Below are 16,280 nucleotides of genomic sequence, written 5' to 3' on the forward strand. Positions count from 1 at the left end.
AGGAACGACCATGAAGATATCGCTGCTCAGTCGCTACGCGACCCTGATCCTTTGCCTTGCCCTCACCTTGTTCGGCCTGTTGTTCTGGCCCGCCAGCCTCTGGGGCCAGGGGCTGATCGTGCTGGCCGGGGTGCTCAGCCTGGTCGGCCTCAACGACCTGCTGCAAAGCCACCATGCGGTGCGCCGCAACTATCCGATCATCGGCAATATCCGTTACCTGATCGAGTCGATTCGCCCGGAGATCCGCCAGTACCTGCTGGAAGGCGACGACGAGAAGCTGCCCTTCTCCCGCTCGCAACGCTCGATGGTCTACGCCCGCGCCAAGAACCAGCCCGCGGAGAAGGCCTTTGGCACCCTGGCCGACGTCTATCAGCCCGGCTTCGAATTCATCAGCCATTCCATGGTCCCGGGCGATGCCTGCGACCCCAGCCAGTTCCGCGTGGTGGTCGGCGGGCCGGATTGCCTGCAGCCCTACAGCGCCTCGGTGTTCAACATCTCGGCCATGAGCTTCGGCGCGCTGAGCGCCAACGCCATCCGCGCCCTGAACAAAGGCGCCAGGCTCGGTGGCTTCGCCCACGACACCGGGGAAGGCAGCATCAGCCCCTATCACCAGGAATTCGCCGGCGACCTGATCTGGGAAATCGGCAGCGGCTACTTCGGTTGCCGCACCCTGGACGGCCGTTTCGATGCCCAGCGCTTCTCCGAGCAGGCCAGCCATCCGCAGGTGAAGATGATCGAGATCAAGCTCAGCCAGGGCGCCAAGCCGGGGCATGGCGGCATCCTGCCCAAGCACAAGGTCACCGCCGAAATCGCCAAGACCCGAGGCGTGCAGATGGGCCACGACTGTGTGTCGCCGGCGCGGCACTCGGAGTTCAGCACACCCATGCAGTTGCTGGAGTTCATCGTCAAGCTGCGCAACCTGTCCGGTGGCAAGCCGGTGGGCTTCAAGTTCTGCGTGGGTCATCCCTGGGAGTTCATGGCCATCGTCAAGGCCATGCTCGAGACCGGCATCCAGCCGGACTTTATCGTGGTCGACGGCAAGGAAGGCGGCACCGGCGCCGCGCCTCGCGAGTTCACCGACAACATCGGCATGCCCATGCGCGAGGGCCTGCTGTTCGTGCATAACACCCTGGTCGGCGCCGGCCTGCGTTCGCAGATCAAGCTGGGCGCCAGCGGCAAGGTGGTCAGTGCCTTCGACATCGCCAGCGTGCTGACCATCGGCGCCGACTGGGTCAACGCCGCGCGCGGTTTCATGTTCGCCATCGGCTGCATCCAGTCGCAAAGCTGCCACACCAACAAATGCCCCACCGGCGTCGCCACCCAAGACCCGCTGCGCCAGAAAGCGCTGCAGGTTACGGACAAGGCCGAGCGGGTGCACAACTTCCATCGCAACACCCTGGTCGCCCTCGGCGAGATGCTCAGCGCCGCCGGCCTCGACCACCCGGCGCAGTTGCAGGCCAAGCACCTGGTACGGCGCCTGACCACCACCGAGGTCCGGCTGTTCTCGCAGATCCACGTGTTCCTCGAACCCGGCGAGCTGCTGCAACGCCCCATCAGTTCGGAGTTCTACGCGCGCATGTGGAACATGGCCCAACCCCACAGCTTCGCGCCACTGGCCGTGGCCGCGCCGTCCAGGGCCGAGCGGCTGACGCCGGCTTAGTTTTTTGCATGACGAGGTGGCCGTTCGCGCTGGATGACGGGTACAAAGTCCAGGGTTGAGGGGCGGCCACCGACGCCAGTGCACTCCAGAAGCCGGATCGTGCCGGGCGCAAGCGCCCGATCGCAGCCTGCGGCAGCGGCTAGATTGCGCACAGCCTGGGCGGCGTCTTGAAGCTCTCCTGGCCGGCTAACGCTTCCTGGCTTGCTGATAGACACTCCCCCGCTCCCGCTTGCCCACAGCAATGACCGTCACCACCAACACCTCATCCACCACCCGATACACCAGACGGTAGCCAGCCGTGCGCAGTTTGATTTTGTAGGCATTGCCCAAACCGCTCAGGCGATCGGCCGGGACATGGGGGTTGACGAGGCGTTCCTGCAGCTTCTTCTTGAATTGCTCTTTCAGCGTGGGGCCCAGCTTTTGCCATTCCTTCCAGGCTTTCTCGGAGAACTCCAGCTCATAAGTCATCGAGCGAAACCCTGACGGTCGGGTCGTTCTCTCGCTCACGGCACAAGGCGAGCAGTTCCATGTCTTCCAGGCGCTCCATCATGGCTTCGTATTCCTTGGCCGGAACGCAGTAAAACGCCGGTTCGTTGCGATTGAGAATGGCCACGGAGGAGCCGCCACCGGCCGCAACAGTGCCCATGGGGTTTTTCTTGAGTTCGGAAATGCTCGCAACGACGTTGGACAGAAGGACATGGGTCATGGAGTGCTCTCATGAGTGCTGTTAAGAGCACTCAAAATAGCACCTTTGTGCAGACAAGTACCTTGAGAGCAGACCAGAAGCATCAGAAGAAAGCGCTAGCGAAAAAACTCCCCGGGCGTGGCGTCGAACTGCTGGCGGAACGCCGCGATGAACGCCGAGGTCGAGTCGTAGCCGCAGGCCAGCGCCACGTCCGTCACCCGCTCGCCGTTCTCCAGGGGCGTGAGGGCGCCCAGCAGGCGCAAGCGCTGGCGCCAGGCGCGGAAGGTCAGGCCGGTGTCCCGCAGGAACAGGCGGCTCAGGGTTTTCTCCGTCACCCCCAGTTTCTCGCTCCACTGCCCCAGGGTGGTCGGCTGGTCCGGGTGCGCTTGCAGGCTGCGGTAGATCTGCCGCAGGCGCGGGTCCTGGGGCAACGGCAGCATCAAGTCCAGTTGCGGCGCGGCGGCCAGTTGATCCAGCAGGACCTGGGCCAGACGCCCGTCGGCGCCATCTTCGGCGTATTCCACCGGCAGCTCGCTGAAGGCGCGGATCAATTCGCGCAGCAGGCTGCTCACCGCCAGCACCTGGCAGGTTTCGCCGGCCCAGGCGGTGACACGGCAATCCAGGTACAGGCTGCGCATTTCAGTGCGCGGCGAGCTGAACACCTTGTGCGGCATGCCAGCGGGAATCCACACCGCCCGTTGCGGCGGGGCGATGAAACGCCCGGCGCTGGTCTGCACTTCCAGCACGCCCTGGATGGCGTAGGACAATTGCACCCAGGGGTGGCTGTGGCGCCGGGTCAGCGCCCGGTTAGGCAGGGATTCGGTGCGCCCGTACACCGGTCGCGGCAAGCTCGGCAGACCGGGAATACTGCGTTGGACGATCTTTTCATGTCCTTTAGGCGGCATTTACTGGCTCATTGGCGTTAGTCGGCAGTCCGCCATCACGTTAGAGTCAGCCCACCGCCCTGGCAACCCCTGGATGATCCCGTTATGAGTCGCTCACGTCTTTTGCCCGACAATTTCACCCTGACCCTGATCGGCGTGGTGCTGCTGGCCAGCTTCCTGCCCGCCAGCGGCCAGGTGGCGCTAGGCTTCGGCTGGCTGACCAACGCCGCCATCGCCCTGCTGTTCTTCCTCCACGGCGCCAAGCTGTCGCGCGAGGCGATCATCGCCGGGGCCGGCCACTGGCGCCTGCACCTGCTGATCTTCAGCCTGACCTTCGTGCTGTTCCCGCTGCTGGGCCTGGCGCTCAAGCCGCTGCTGTCGCCGCTGATCGGTAACGAGCTGTACCTAGGCATGCTCTACCTCTGCGCCCTGCCCGCCACCGTGCAGTCGGCGATTGCCTTCACTTCGCTGGCACGGGGCAACGTGCCGGCGGCGATCTGCAGCGCCGCGGCGTCCAGCCTGTTCGGGATTTTCCTCACGCCGCTGCTGGTGACCCTGCTGCTGAATGTACACGGCGATGCCGGCTCGACCGTGGATGCCATCGTCAAGATCAGCGTGCAATTGCTGCTGCCCTTTATCGCCGGGCAGATCGCCCGCCGCTGGATCGGCGCCTGGGTCGGGCGCAACAAGAACTGGCTGAAATTCGTCGACCAGGGCTCGATCCTGCTGGTGGTCTACGGCGCCTTCAGCGAGGCGGTGAACGAAGGCATCTGGCACCAGATTCCGTTGTGGAACCTGGGCGGGCTGGTCTTGGCCTGCTGCGTGCTGCTGGCCTTGGCGCTGCTGGCCTCCAGCCTGCTGAGCAAGCTGTTCGGCTTCAACCAGGAAGACCGCATTACCATCCTCTTCTGCGGTTCGAAGAAAAGCCTGGCCACCGGCGTGCCCATGGCCCAGGTGCTGTTCGCCGGCAGCACCATGGGCGTGCTGATCCTGCCGCTGATGCTGTTCCACCAGATCCAGCTGATGGTCTGCGCGGTGCTGGCCCAGCGTTACGCGAAACGCCCGGAATCGATCCCGGAGCTGATGGCCCAAGTCGATCCCTGAGTGCGGCTCCTAAACTGCATGTCGCCTTTGTAGGAGCGAGCTTGCTCGCGATAAATCGTCAACGAAAACGCGCTGCGCCTGACCGCCTCAGCTTCGCTGATCGCAAGCCATCGAGGGTCGAGCGGCTCCTCCTGCAGATCCCTGTGACGGCGGTCAGTTGTATTTCGGACCGCCTTTCCACGGCGCGTATTCCACCAGCACACTGCCCCGCGCCAGCCCCTTGTCATCCACCTTGAAGCCGGGCATCTGCCTCAGGTTCAGCTGCTTGCACTGCGCAGTCAGGCGCGCCTGCAGGTTGCTGTCCAGCTTGAAAGCGTCCCGCCGCTCGGCAACCGGATCGAGGTTCACCAGGCACTCCTGCACCTGCCCCTGGGCATTGGCGACAAAGCGCACATGGGCCTTGCCAATGCTGTCGACGGGCTGCTTGCCCAGGGCCTGGGTCCAGAAGAAGCGGCTTTGCGCATAAGCCTGGACCGTCCGCGCTCGCCACTGACGCTCAGATTCGGGCTCGTCGAGGGGCGGAAATACCAGCGGCGCGACTATCACCATCTCCTCCTCGGTTCCGTACATTTCGACCGGCACCTTGGGAAACAGGCTGTCCCAACACACTTGCCTGGCCAGGCTTTCCAGGGCCGGGACCGGCGCCAGATGGGCGTTGGGCTGGATCTCGCAACTGCGCAGCTCGTTCTGGCGATCGATCTTCACCACCAGATCCACTGTCCCTACCAACGCCTGGCTGTTGGCGGCAAAGGCATTGCGCACCATCAAGGCCCTGAACTGATCGCTGAAGGCCCGGGCGTTCTGCTGTAGCGATGCTTCTGCCGTGGTCTGAAGGGCCGGCGCGGTGCTTTTTGGCGTCTGGCAACCGGCCAGGGACAACAGGCTGGCCAGGATCAACGGTAGCGCCAGCCGGGATGCGATAACGCGCGATGGACTGGACGACAGGCTCAATTCCATTTGTTCGAAACTCTCAGCTGAACAGGCAAGTAGCGTGGGGACACAAGACTCAGTGCGTTACGTCACTAACGATTGAAGCGCGCACTATTTAGTACTCAGCTCAGCAACCATCGTCGATCACTATGTCGATCGGACGACGCCGATCTACAGGAATATCAAGCGGTTGCTCCGTCAAAGCGTGAGGATTTTTGCTTTTGTCTGGGCCAACAAGAAGATGGCATAATGCCACTTATCTTCCGATCAGTGATCCTACATGGAAGTTTTTATGCGTTCCCCACTCGTACCTTGTGCTGCATCAACAAAAGAGATGACTCAATGAGCGCTGTACAAGGTCGTCTTCTCGAACACTTCCTGCCGTTACGAGAAGCAGAAGAAAAACTGCTCGCACGCTGCACCTTGGGCCAACTCACCCGGCTCGATAAAAACACCCCGATCGAAGCGACAAAGCAAAACAGCATTCGTGCTAAGTTCCTGCGCTTCTTGATTCTGGGTGGGGACCATAACGTCAAGATTCACGAAAGTGGCATTTTGCTGAGTGGGGCCTGCATTGAAGGAGTTCTTAATCTCAAGTCGGCGACTATAGCCAGCAACTTAAAACTCCGTAACTGTCGATTCGCAGAAAAAATTCTACTGGCAAACGCACGAGTACGAGGTCTTATCGACCTGTCTCACAGCGCGCTACGTGGTTTCTCTGCGACGCTGCTTTCGATTGATGGAATATTGTGTTTCGACAAAGTGGTCTCCTCCGAAACCATCAACCTGCGAGATTCAAGAATTGGTGGATCACTGCTATGCAGAGGTAGCCAGCTCAATGGTCCCGACGGAATCGCCTTCACCGCAGATCGGGCGATAATCGAGGGCAGTGTGCGTTTACAAGACGATTTCCAGGCTATCGGTGAAGTTCGATTCTGCGGGGCAACCCTCAACAATCAGCTGATCATCCAGAACAGCTATTTCCGCTGTATGGATCGGATAACCTTAAACATCACCGACTCCACCACCAGAGGTGGTGTATTCCTGTCTCCAGGCTTTAAATCAGAGGGTACCGTTCGTCTTACCAATGCTCGTATCGCAGGAACCTTGAGCCTCACGGGGGCTAGCCTGCAAGGAAAAAAAGGAGCCTCGTTATCAGCAAGAAATCTCCAGGTCGAGCAAGAATTGCGCCTCACAAAACTGGAGACACCACTGGACTGGGTGATTCTTACCGATGCTAATGTCAAAACTCTGAATGACTCTCCCGACTCCTGGGGCGATCGCCTGTATCTAAGCAGGTTTACCTACAACAATTTGTTAACGAGCAGACCACTGACAGCACGGGATCGCATCCAGTGGCTCGATAAACAGAACCCAAGAGATGCAGGAACCGACGAAAAAAAGGGAGTAGCCAGTCAGTTCAAGAAACAACCCTGGCAACAGATACAGAAAGTGTTTGAGGAGATGGGGCGTACGGAGGAAGCCAACCAACTCGGCATGGAACTTGAACGTCGATTGCACAAGGCTGGCCTAGCCGGTCGTTCGACCATAGGCCCCCACCCTACGTTGGTGCATCATCTGTACGGTATTCTGCTCGGCTTCGGTTACAAGCCAATGCGCCTGGTTCTGTTCTTCTTTTTAACCTGGTTATCTTGGGCGGCCTTTTATTGGTACGTGGCCTTGGAGCAAGCGGTCTTCGCCCCGAGCGACCCCGTGGTTTTTCAACACGACGACTATCTCACCTGCCAGCCCGAACATAAGGCCGCCTGGGCCAGGCGTTTTCCTTCAAAGCCCGAACCCCAGCCCGAAAAACCCGAGGGCGCCGGCAATTGGTACACCTGCGAGGTGCTTCGCGGTGAGTACACCGGGTTCAGCCCATTGGGATATTCGCTGGATATCCTGCTGCCACTGATTGACCTGCAACAGGAAAAGTCGTGGGGGCCGATGACGCCTACCCCCAAGAAGGACCCGCTGGAAGAGTTCGACAACTTTACCTGGGGGCACGTGACACGCTTGCTGGCATGGATCCAGACCCTTATCGGCTGGGGCATCAGCCTGGTACTGGTAGGCATGGCATCCGGACTGATACGCAAAAGAAACAATGAATAATGAGCCGCCAGGCCACACAATGCCCCGCTGTCTCGAACATTGAATGGACCCAACAAGGAAGCTTCACATGAGCGCCATCGGCAACTTTCTCTGGTTTATCCTCGGCGGCATTTTCATGGGCCTGTGCTGGTGGCTGTGGGGCATCCTGGCCTTTATCAGCATCGTCGGCATTCCCTGGGGCCGGGCCTGTTTCGTGATCGGCGCGTTCTCGTTCTTTCCGTTCGGCAAGGAAGCGATCAGCCGTCGCGAGCTGAACAACAAGGACGATATCGGTACCGGCGGCCTGGGGGTGATCGGCAACGTGATCTGGTTCGTGTTCGGCGGGATCTGGCTGGCGCTGGGGCATCTGATGTCGGCGCTGCTATGCTTTATCACCGTGATCGGCATTCCCTTCGGCATCCAGCACCTGAAACTGGCGGGCATCGCCCTGGCGCCGATCGGCAAGACCATCGTGAGCAAGGATGTCGTGGCCGCCGCGCGGCAGTTCAATGCCCAGGAGACTGCGTTGAAACAGCGGTAACCGAGCGATTTCGAAACCCCAGGAGGGTGGAGGTTCCCGGCCCGTTACGATCCCTGCTTTCCCCATCGGGCCAGTCGCTTGCCTGCCCCTCACGCCCAGAGCCTGCAATGTTCAAGACCATTGAAGCGCAAGTGCTGAACCAGACCACTACACCTGCTTTCAGAAAGGAGTTCGTCCAACATGACTTCGAGCGCTTGCGCAGTTTTTGCCTGTTTGTCTATATCGCCAGCATCGGCATCTGGCTGACCGTCAATCTGACCGTCAGTTTTCGCGACGGCCAGGGGTTCACGCTCCAATCAGGGCTGCTGCTGGCGACGCTGAGCGTTCTTACCCTCCTGCTGGCTATCGCTCGCCAGGCCCGGCACTTCCAGTGGATCAACCTGAGCTTCGTCCTGGTCCTCACCCTGGCGCTGCGCCTGGTGATCACGCAGTTGCCCACGGACTTCCAGTACGGATGGCTGATCCTCGCCGCATCCAACATGCTCTACAGCGCCTCGGCACTGCCCTTGAGTCGCCGGTCGTTCTTCATCTGCGTGCTGATCACCTGGAGCATCCTCAATCCGTTTTACCTGACCGAAATCTCGATATTCGATTCCAGGGCCCCCCTGACGCTGCTCTATACGACGTTTCTGACCTCGTTGATCTACTACAGCTTTCTGCGCCTGCGCCAGGCCAAGCTGCACAACTACATCATGTCCAAGCTGCTGCTGGAGCAGGCCTACAACGATACGTTGACCGGTATCCCCAACCGGCGTTCGTTCATGGCCCAGGCCAGCGAGCGCCTGGAAACCCTGCCACGGCGGCACGACCACTACCTGGCGATGATCGATGTCGACAACTTCAAGACAGTCAACGATGTGTACGGCCACGATATCGGCGACGAAGTGCTCAAGCGTGTGGCCGCGGATATCAAGGCGGTCATGGCCGACTTCGACTATGCGCGCCTGGGGGGCGAGGAGTTCGCCATCTACCTGTCCGGGGTGCATCGTGACGACGTCGAGCAATTGGCCGCCAGCCTGTGCCGGACAGTACGCGAAGCACCGGGCCGGCACCCGGTGACCATCAGCATCGGCCTGGCCCGGGTGGAGGACAGCGACAGCCTGAACCAGGCGCTGGTCAAGGCCGACCGGGCGCTGTATCGGTCAAAACATACGGGGAAGGATCGTTATACCTTTCATCAGTGACGGCTGCGCAGCACGGCCCGCGGCAATGCACCAGCGCGACCACCGGGTCAAATAAGATAGACTGCCGTCCTATCTTGTTCAGGCACTTGCGCCATGCCCGCAGAGCACGTCCCCAAACCCTACACCCTCCTGGCGATCGACGACGACCCGCAGTCGTTGATCGTGCTCTCCAATACCCTGACGACCGAATACGAAGTGCTGCTGGCGAAGAACAGCGAGCGTGGCCTGGAACTGGCGCGCAGCGCCAGCCCCGACCTGATCATCCTCGACATCCTGATGCCCGAGATGGACGGTTTCCAGGTCCTCAGCGAACTCAAGAGCCACCCGGCGACCGCGGCCATTCCGGTGATTTTCCTGACCTCGCGCAGCAGCGTCGAAGACGAGCGCCTGGGCCTGCTGCTCGGCGCCGCCGACTACATCGCCAAGCCGATTTCGCCGCCGGTGGTGCTGGCCCGGGTGGCGACACAACTGGGTTACCGCGACAAACCCCTGCACAGCCCGCAACCGGCGGCCGAGCCCTCGGCCGGCAGCGACATGCGCGACGGCTTCGTCGGCGCCCTGGCCTTGCAGCTGGCCGGCAACCCACGGATCCGCCTCGAGGCGCTGCTCGACACCCTGTCAATCCTGCTCGACAGCGGCGTGACCCAGAGCGACCCCGCGGCGTTTCGCAGCGCCGCCTGCCTGGCCCTGATGGGCCTCAACCAGCCCGGCGGCAGCATCGGCCAGGCCCTGGCCCACAGCCGGGTGCTGATCGAAGAGATTCTCGCCCACGCCGACCCGGAAGACCGCATCCTCAACCTCGCCTGGAAAATCACCCATGCCGAGGCGCTGCTCCAGGGCGACCGCAGCCCGGCAAGCCTCGATCTCCCGCTCTCGGCCCGCCTGTTCGCCCTGGCGCTGGACTACCACCTGAGCCTGCTGCAACCCGGCGGCGACCTTCCCGGCCGGCACGCCCAGGCCATGGCGCGGATGTATGAACAGCCGGGGTTCGAGCAATGCATCGCCTGCGGCCCGGCGTCGCTCTCGGCGGCCTTGCTGAGTTCGTCACAGAGCTTTTTCGGCCTGTGAACGGACAGTGAGCCTTGCCCATGCCTAACCTCGCCGACCTGGAACTGTTCGTGCTGATTGCCGAGCTGCAGGGCCTGTCGCCCGCGGCGCGCATCATGTCGATCACCCCGGCCGCCGCCAGCCTGGCGCTCAAGCGCCTGGAAAACCGTCTCGGCGTGCGCCTGTTCACCCGCTCCACCCGCACCATGAAACTCACCCCCGAAGGCGTGCGTTACCTGGAAAGCGCGCAGCACGCCCTGAAGATCCTGGCCAACGGCAAGCGCTCGTTGACCCACGACGACGGCATGCTGGAGCTCACGGTGTCTTCCGACCTGGGCCGCAACCTGCTGCTGGAGCTGCTCGCCCGGCTCAAGCAGGAACGCCCGCGGCTGTATATCAAGCTGGCCCTGAGCGACAAGGAAGAGGACCTGCTCAAGGGCCGCTTCGACGCGGCGCTGCGCTACGGCAAAAGCCTGGCGCTGGACCTGGTCGAACTGCCGGTGCTCAAGCAGCACCACTTCATCGCCTGCGCCGCGCCCGGCTACCTGGCCGAACATGGCACGCCCGAATCGCCGGAACAGCTGAGCGAGCACGAGTGCATCATCTGCCACAGCATTGGCCGGCCAGAGAGCCGCTGGCGTTTCCATGCGCCGGGCCAGGTCGAGGACGTGCGGGTACAGGGGCATTTCTGCTGCGACGATGGCGATGCCGCGCGGCGCTGGGCGGTGGCCGGCCACGGCGTGGTCTACCTGCCGCTGTTGAACGTGGTCGAGGACCTGCTCGCCGGGCGCCTGCTGCCCCTGCTCCCCGGCTGGCAGGCCGACGCCGCGCCGCTGAGCCTGGTGGTATCGCACCGCTCGCAAATCACCGAGTCGCTGCGGGCCCTGCACCAGTGCCTGGTGGAGCACTGCACGGACCGGATGGCCCGCTACCTCGAACTGACCCGCGCCGCGCGCTAGCCCTGGGCCGCGCGCAACTCGACCAGCAGCGCATAAGCCTGCTGGAACTCCAGCCGGTAGATCCGCTCCTGAATCGCCCGCAGGGCGCCGCTACGGCTCTGCTCACACAGCTCATCGATCAGCGCCAGGGCCTGCGCATTATGGTTGTGCAGCAGCTTGGCCAGCCGCTCCAGTTTTAACAGCTGCTCAGTGCCCAGTGCCTCGTTCTCCCGGACCGGAGGCTCGGCACCCGCCGTTGGCAAGCCCACCAGGCCGGCCAGCAGCGGTTCCAGGCACCGCGCCAGCTGGCGGATCAAGGGCACCAGGTCGGCCTGCCCGACACATTGCTCCTCCAGTTGCCTGGCGGCCTGCCGGACCGCGGTGGCGCCAATGTTGCCGGCCGCCCCTTGCAGGCTGTGGGCCAGAAAGCCGATGGCCTGCAAGTCCTCGGCGGCGTGGGCCAGCCACAGGCGCTCGATGACCTGCTGCTGGTCATCGCGAAAATCCGCCAGCAGCTTCTGGTGCAGCGCCAGGTCCTGGTTCACCACCGCCAGCCCCAGCGCCGAGTCGATGCCCTCGTAGCTCGGGGTCGAGACGGCGCTGGGCAGGCTTGTCGCAATCTCCCCCGGTGGCAGTTCTAGGTGCTTGATCCAGCGCACCAGGGTCCGATAGAAGGCCGTGACCTCCAGCGGCTTGCTCACCAGGTCGCTCATGCCGGCGGCCAGCACCCGGCCCTGGATATCGGCCTGGCTGCTGGCGGTCACCGCGATGATCGGCAGCGAGCGCAGGTGCGGGTAACCGCGGATCTTACGCGTGGTGCCGTAGCCGTCCATGACCGGCATCTGGCAATCCATCAGCACCCCGTCGAAGCGCCCGTCCTCGAGCAACCGCTGCAAGGCCTCGGCGCCGTTGGCGGCCAGCACCACCTGGACCCCGGCGCGCTGCAGCAGCCCCTGCAACACATCCTGGTTCAGCCGGTTGTCCTCGACCACCAGCACCCGCGTCCCCGCCAGCAACCGCGCATAGTCGTTGACCGTGCACAGCCCCGCCGCGCCGGCCACCGATGGCGTGGCCGGCGCGCTGCAACTCGCCGCGGGCAACGCCTGCGGCCGCTGTTGCGGCACGTTCAACTGCACGGTGAATTTGAACACTGCGCCCTGCCCCGGCTTGCTGTGCACCCAGATGTCGCCCTGCATCATCTGCACGATTTTTTTCGAGATGGTCAGCCCCAGGCCGCTGCCGCCGTAACGCCGGCTGATCGACAGGTCGGCCTGGACAAAGGCATTGAACAGCCGCGCCTGCTGCTCGTCGCTGATGCCCACCCCGGTGTCGGTGACGCTGAAGCACAGCAGGGCCTTGTCGTTCCACTGGCGCACCAGGCACACGCCGATGCACACATGGCCGGCCTCGGTGAACTTGATCGAATTGTCCACCAGGTTGGTCAGCACCTGGGCCAGGCGCAGCGGATCGCCGACATAGCTGCGCGGCAGCAGGGCCGGAATGTCCAGGCGCAGCTGCAGCGCCTGTTCTTCCGCGCGCTGGCGCACCAGCAGCAACACATCGTCCACCAGCTCGCGCAGGTCGAAGCAGACCTGCTCCATGCTCAGCTTGCCGGCTTCGATCTTCGACAGGTCGAGCACGCCATTGATGGTGCCCACCAGGTTGCGCGCCGCGCGGTCGATCTTCTCGATGTAGTCGCGCTGCACCCGCTCCAGGGGCATGTCCTGCACCAGGTGGGCCATGCCGATGATCGCGTTCAGCGGCGTGCGGATTTCATGGGACATGCTGTCGAGAAACTCCGACTTGGCCTGGGTCGCCAGCTCGGCGTCGCGCCGCGATTGCTGGACCTGGGCTTCCACCGCCTTGCGCTCGCTGATGTCGAAAATCACCCCGTCCAGGTACTGCGGCACCCCGTCCACGATAATGGTCTGGCCCTTGTCGTAGACCCAGCGCACCTCCTGGCTGGCGGTGATGATCCGGTATTCGAGCATGTAGCTGGCGCTGCCCAGGCAGCCGGCGAAAATCTCCAGGTCGTCGGGGTGGACCCGGTCGCGATAGCTGTGCCCGGCGAGGAAATGCGCCGCCGCAAAACCGCTCAGGCCCTCGATGGCCTCGCTGACGAACACCATGGTCCGCGAGACGTCCGGCAGGCTGCGAAACACCACCCCCGGAATGTTGGCGATCATCGATTGCAACTTGGTCTGGCTGTCGACGATCGACTGCTGCACCTCGACTGCCTGGGTGATGTCCTGCAGCACGCCGGTGACCCGCGTCGGCGTGCCATGGGCATCGCGCTGCATGACCCGGCCGATGTCCAGCACCCACAACCAGCGCCCGCTTTTGCTGCGCATGCGGTACTCGGCGCGGTACTCCTCGACTTCGTTGTTCAGGTGCGCCCTGAGCCTGGCCATGACCGGCTCATGGTCCTGGGGATGGACCAGGCAGGCCCAGCGATCCAGGCCATTGCCGAAGGTCTGGTCCAGCTCCTCCTTGCTGTAGCCGAGGATCCGCAGCCAGACATCGTTGTTGATGACGATCCCCAGGCTGACGTTCCAGTCCCACAGCCCCAGCGCGCCGCTTTGCAGGGCCATGTCCAGGCGTCGCTCGCTTTGCTCGATCCGCGCCACGTCGGCCTTGTGCTGCCGGGCATCGGCCAGGCGCCGCAGGCCGCCCCACAGCAACAGCAGGAACACCACGGCGCTCAAGCCCTTGATCAGCAGCACCTGCTCGGCCGGCAGCACCGTATCCAGGTCGCCCAGGGTGACCAGGGTCCAGGGACCGCTGGGGTCGTTCCAGTCGAAATCGGCCCGGGACAGGCTGTAGCGCCGGCCGTCCAGCTTGACCTGCGGCTGATGGACATCGAAGGGCAAGCGTTCGGGCACCCCGTGGGCGAACGGGTAGTCGCCGAACTGGCGGCGGATCTCGCCGCCGAATTCGCGCAGCGACCAGGCGCGATCGGCCTTGAGCAGAAAATCCGGGGTGCTGGCGGCCAGCACCACGCCGCTGGGCGACAGGATCATTTTCAGGTCGTCGCCATACTGCTTGCTCAGGCTGGTGTCGAGCATCTTGCCGTCGAAACGCGCCACCAGTACCCCGATCACCTGGTCCTGGCGCGTGCGCGACTCGTAGACCGGGACCGCCATGTAGAACATGCGGGTGCCGGTGGTGACGCTGATCGCGCCATAGACGCTGCTGCCGCCGTTGAGCGCCACCTTGAAGTAGGGCCGGAAGGCCACATTCAGCCCCAGCGGCACCTGGCCCTGGTGATCGTGGGCCGCCACCACCACCCCGTCGCGGTTGAGGACAAAGGCGTGGTTGGCGCCCACCACCATCGACAGCGTCTTCAACGGGATCGCCGCCTGCGCCATCAATTCTGCCGAGGGCTCGCGCTCCAGGATCACCCGTTTCAGCGAGGGGTTGTAGCGCCCCAGGATCGACAGCGCGCCAATGGCAAAACCGTCGGACTTCCACTGCTGCAGATCCGCCGCGTACTCCTGGGTCTGCATCTCGATACTGGCCTGGTAGATGTCCTCGACCTGCAGGCGGTAGTAGTTGCCCAGCGCCACCGCGGCACCGACCGCGAGCACCACGCCCAGGGCGTAGCAACACCGTCTGTGGCTGTCGAAGAAGTTGGTTAGCCTGTGCAACACCTCGCCCCTTTACCTGATAAACCCGTGCGCATACGCCTGTGCCCTGACAAACAGCTCAACGCGCCGCCAGCCGGCGTGGAAACTCCGGCGGCAGGAAATCGCGGTCGGGATCGTAGTCGGCCTTGAGGTAATTACCAAGCGCCTTGAGGTCCTGGGGCGACAAGGTTCCCACCGACTGCTTGAGCCGCAGGGTGTCGAGAATGTAGTCATAACGGCTGTCGTTGTACTGGCGCACGGCGTTATACAACTGGCGCTGGGCTTCCAGCACATCGACGATATTGCGGGTGCCGACCTGGAAGCCCAGTTGCGAGGCCAGCACCGCGCCCTGGTTGGAGATGATCGACTGGCGCCGGGCCTTGACCTGATCGACGCCGCTGTTGAGGCCGCGATGCAGGTTGCGGGTCTGCTCCACCACCTGGCGCCGCAGGTTGTCGTTGAGGTACTCGCGCTGATTCATCCGCTGGTGGGCCTCGCGCACCTGGGAAGAGGTCTGGCCGCCGCTGAACAGCGGAATGTTCAACTGCAGGCCGACGGAGCGCTGCTCGACATTGCCGCCGTAGCCGCTGCCACGGATATCGCTGTTGCCATACCCCAGGTTGTCGTTGTCGCCGGTCTGGTAACGCAGCACCGCGTCGAGGGTCGGCGCGTGCCCGGCCTTGCGCGCGCTCAGGGTCTGCTGCGTCGCATCCAGGGCTTGCTGGCTGGCCAGCAGGGTCAGGTTCTGCTGCACCGCGGTATCGACCCAGCGCCGGGCATCGTTGGGCTCGGGCAACAAGACCGGCATGTCATGCCGCACGCCCTGGATCGCCGCGTATTGCTGGTGCGTCAGGGTGTCCAGGGCTTCAAAGGCATCGTCGGTGCGCTTCTGCGCGACGATCCGGTTGGCCCGCGCGGTGTCATGCCCGGCCTCGGCCTGGAGCACATCGGTACGGTCCGACAGGCCCAGCTGCAAGCCCTTCTCGGCCAGTTCCAGCTGGCGCTTGAGCGCCGCCTCTTCCGCCTTGGCCGCCGCCAGGGCGTCCTGGGCCTTGAGCAGACCGAAATAGGCCTGGGCGCTGTCGAGCATCAGTTTCTGTTCGGCTGCCGCCAGCTCCAGCTGGGCCTGCTGGTCCTCGGCTTCGGCGGCCTTGAGGCTGAACCAGCGATCGGCACGGAAGATCGGCTGGTTCAGCACCGCCTGGTAGCTGGTGCCGCTGCGCCGGGTGTCCTGCCGTGGCTGTTGCAGGGAGGTGCTGGTGCCGTTCAGCTCGGCGCTGGCCGACAGCGTGGGCAGCAGCCCGGCCCGGGCCTGGGGCACCGCCTCGGCGCGGGCGGCCTGGTCGGCACGGGCCGCCGCCAGTTCGCTGTTGTTGTGCTGGGCATCCAGGTACACCCGCCACAGGTCGCTGGGCAGGGCCTGGCGCGGATGTTCGGCGGCCACCGCCAGGGAGGCCGCCGGCAACGCGGCCAGCGATAGCAGGACGGGCAGCCAGCCGGCAAGGGCTCGCTGCCGCGAAATCATGGGGTTGGTCATGGTCTGTTTCTGTTTCCAAACAAGGTGGGCCAGGAGACAGGAGAGGCTTGGCGCCC

Annotated in this window: 13 protein-coding genes; 7 read left to right on the forward strand and 6 right to left on the reverse strand. The window is 63.5% G+C overall.

Annotated elements, in window-relative coordinates:
* The first annotated feature begins 10 nt into the window (after nt 1-10).
* Nucleotides 11-1,660, forward strand: coding sequence for an FMN-binding glutamate synthase family protein (locus PMI20_RS21490; protein ID WP_007930525.1), 1,650 nt, complete (start codon nt 11-13; stop codon nt 1,658-1,660).
* 186 nt (nt 1,661-1,846) lie between these two features.
* On the opposite strand, the gene PMI20_RS21495 is transcribed toward PMI20_RS21490, so the two are convergent.
* The 3 genes from PMI20_RS21495 to PMI20_RS21505 form a co-directional block, all read right to left on the reverse strand.
* Nucleotides 1,847-2,128: a type II toxin-antitoxin system RelE family toxin gene (locus PMI20_RS21495; protein ID WP_007930524.1), complete on the reverse strand. Its 282-nt coding sequence runs from the start codon at nt 2,126-2,128 to the stop codon at nt 1,847-1,849.
* Nucleotides 2,118-2,366: a type II toxin-antitoxin system Phd/YefM family antitoxin gene (locus tag PMI20_RS21500; protein ID WP_007930518.1), complete on the reverse strand. Its 249-nt coding sequence runs from the start codon at nt 2,364-2,366 to the stop codon at nt 2,118-2,120. The genes PMI20_RS21495 and PMI20_RS21500 overlap by 11 nt, the downstream gene beginning before the upstream one ends.
* 95 nt (nt 2,367-2,461) lie before the next feature.
* Nucleotides 2,462-3,250, reverse strand: a complete 789-nt coding sequence (locus PMI20_RS21505) for an AraC family transcriptional regulator (RefSeq protein ID WP_007930516.1) — start codon at nt 3,248-3,250, stop codon at nt 2,462-2,464.
* An 84-nt stretch (nt 3,251-3,334) separates the two neighbouring features.
* On the opposite strand from PMI20_RS21505, the gene PMI20_RS21510 reads away from it, so the two are divergent.
* Nucleotides 3,335-4,333, forward strand: a complete 999-nt coding sequence (locus PMI20_RS21510; RefSeq protein ID WP_007930514.1) for a bile acid:sodium symporter family protein — start codon at nt 3,335-3,337, stop codon at nt 4,331-4,333.
* 153 nt (nt 4,334-4,486) lie between these two features.
* On the opposite strand, the gene PMI20_RS21515 is transcribed toward PMI20_RS21510, so the two are convergent.
* Nucleotides 4,487-5,290 carry a hypothetical protein gene (locus PMI20_RS21515; protein WP_007930512.1) on the reverse strand — a complete coding sequence of 268 codons (804 nt, stop codon included), beginning with the start codon at nt 5,288-5,290 and terminating at the stop codon, nt 4,487-4,489.
* 315 nt (nt 5,291-5,605) lie between these two features.
* Here PMI20_RS21515 and PMI20_RS21520 point away from each other — a divergent pair, with 315 nt between their 5' ends.
* The 5 genes from PMI20_RS21520 (at nt 5,606) to PMI20_RS21540 (ending at nt 11,082) form a co-directional block, all read left to right on the forward strand.
* Nucleotides 5,606-7,372 carry a hypothetical protein gene (locus PMI20_RS21520; RefSeq protein ID WP_007930510.1) on the forward strand — a complete coding sequence of 589 codons (1,767 nt, stop codon included), beginning with the start codon at nt 5,606-5,608 and terminating at the stop codon, nt 7,370-7,372.
* A 67-nt stretch (nt 7,373-7,439) separates the two neighbouring features.
* Complete coding sequence (locus tag PMI20_RS21525; RefSeq protein ID WP_007930508.1) at nt 7,440-7,892, forward strand: YccF domain-containing protein; 453 nt, start codon at nt 7,440-7,442, stop codon at nt 7,890-7,892.
* A 107-nt stretch (nt 7,893-7,999) separates the two neighbouring features.
* A complete protein-coding gene (locus tag PMI20_RS21530) occupies nt 8,000-9,076 on the forward strand; it encodes a GGDEF domain-containing protein (RefSeq protein ID WP_007930501.1) in 1,077 nt (358 codons plus the stop codon).
* A gap of 93 nt (nt 9,077-9,169) precedes the next feature.
* On the forward strand, nt 9,170-10,144 hold the full coding sequence (locus tag PMI20_RS21535) for a response regulator (RefSeq protein WP_007930498.1): 975 nt from the start codon (nt 9,170-9,172) through the stop codon (nt 10,142-10,144).
* 20 nt (nt 10,145-10,164) lie between these two features.
* Nucleotides 10,165-11,082, forward strand: a complete 918-nt coding sequence (locus PMI20_RS21540; RefSeq protein WP_007930496.1) for a LysR family transcriptional regulator — start codon at nt 10,165-10,167, stop codon at nt 11,080-11,082.
* On the opposite strand, the gene PMI20_RS21545 is transcribed toward PMI20_RS21540, so the two are convergent.
* Both PMI20_RS21545 and PMI20_RS21550 read right to left on the reverse strand, forming a co-directional pair.
* Nucleotides 11,079-14,648 (reverse strand): PAS domain-containing hybrid sensor histidine kinase/response regulator family protein, encoded by a 3,570-nt coding sequence (locus tag PMI20_RS21545; protein WP_037035676.1) that lies wholly within the window; start codon nt 14,646-14,648, stop codon nt 11,079-11,081. The two genes, PMI20_RS21540 and PMI20_RS21545, sit on opposite strands and share 4 nt — an antisense overlap.
* A 118-nt stretch (nt 14,649-14,766) precedes the next feature.
* Nucleotides 14,767-16,224: a TolC family outer membrane protein gene (locus PMI20_RS21550; protein WP_007930492.1), complete on the reverse strand. Its 1,458-nt coding sequence runs from the start codon at nt 16,222-16,224 to the stop codon at nt 14,767-14,769.
* Between the last annotated feature and the right edge of the window lie 56 nt (nt 16,225-16,280).

Origin of the sequence: Pseudomonas sp. GM17 (genome assembly GCF_000282175.2) — a bacterium.
In the GTDB taxonomy this organism is placed as follows: Bacteria; Pseudomonadota; Gammaproteobacteria; order Pseudomonadales; family Pseudomonadaceae; genus Aquipseudomonas; species Aquipseudomonas chlororaphis.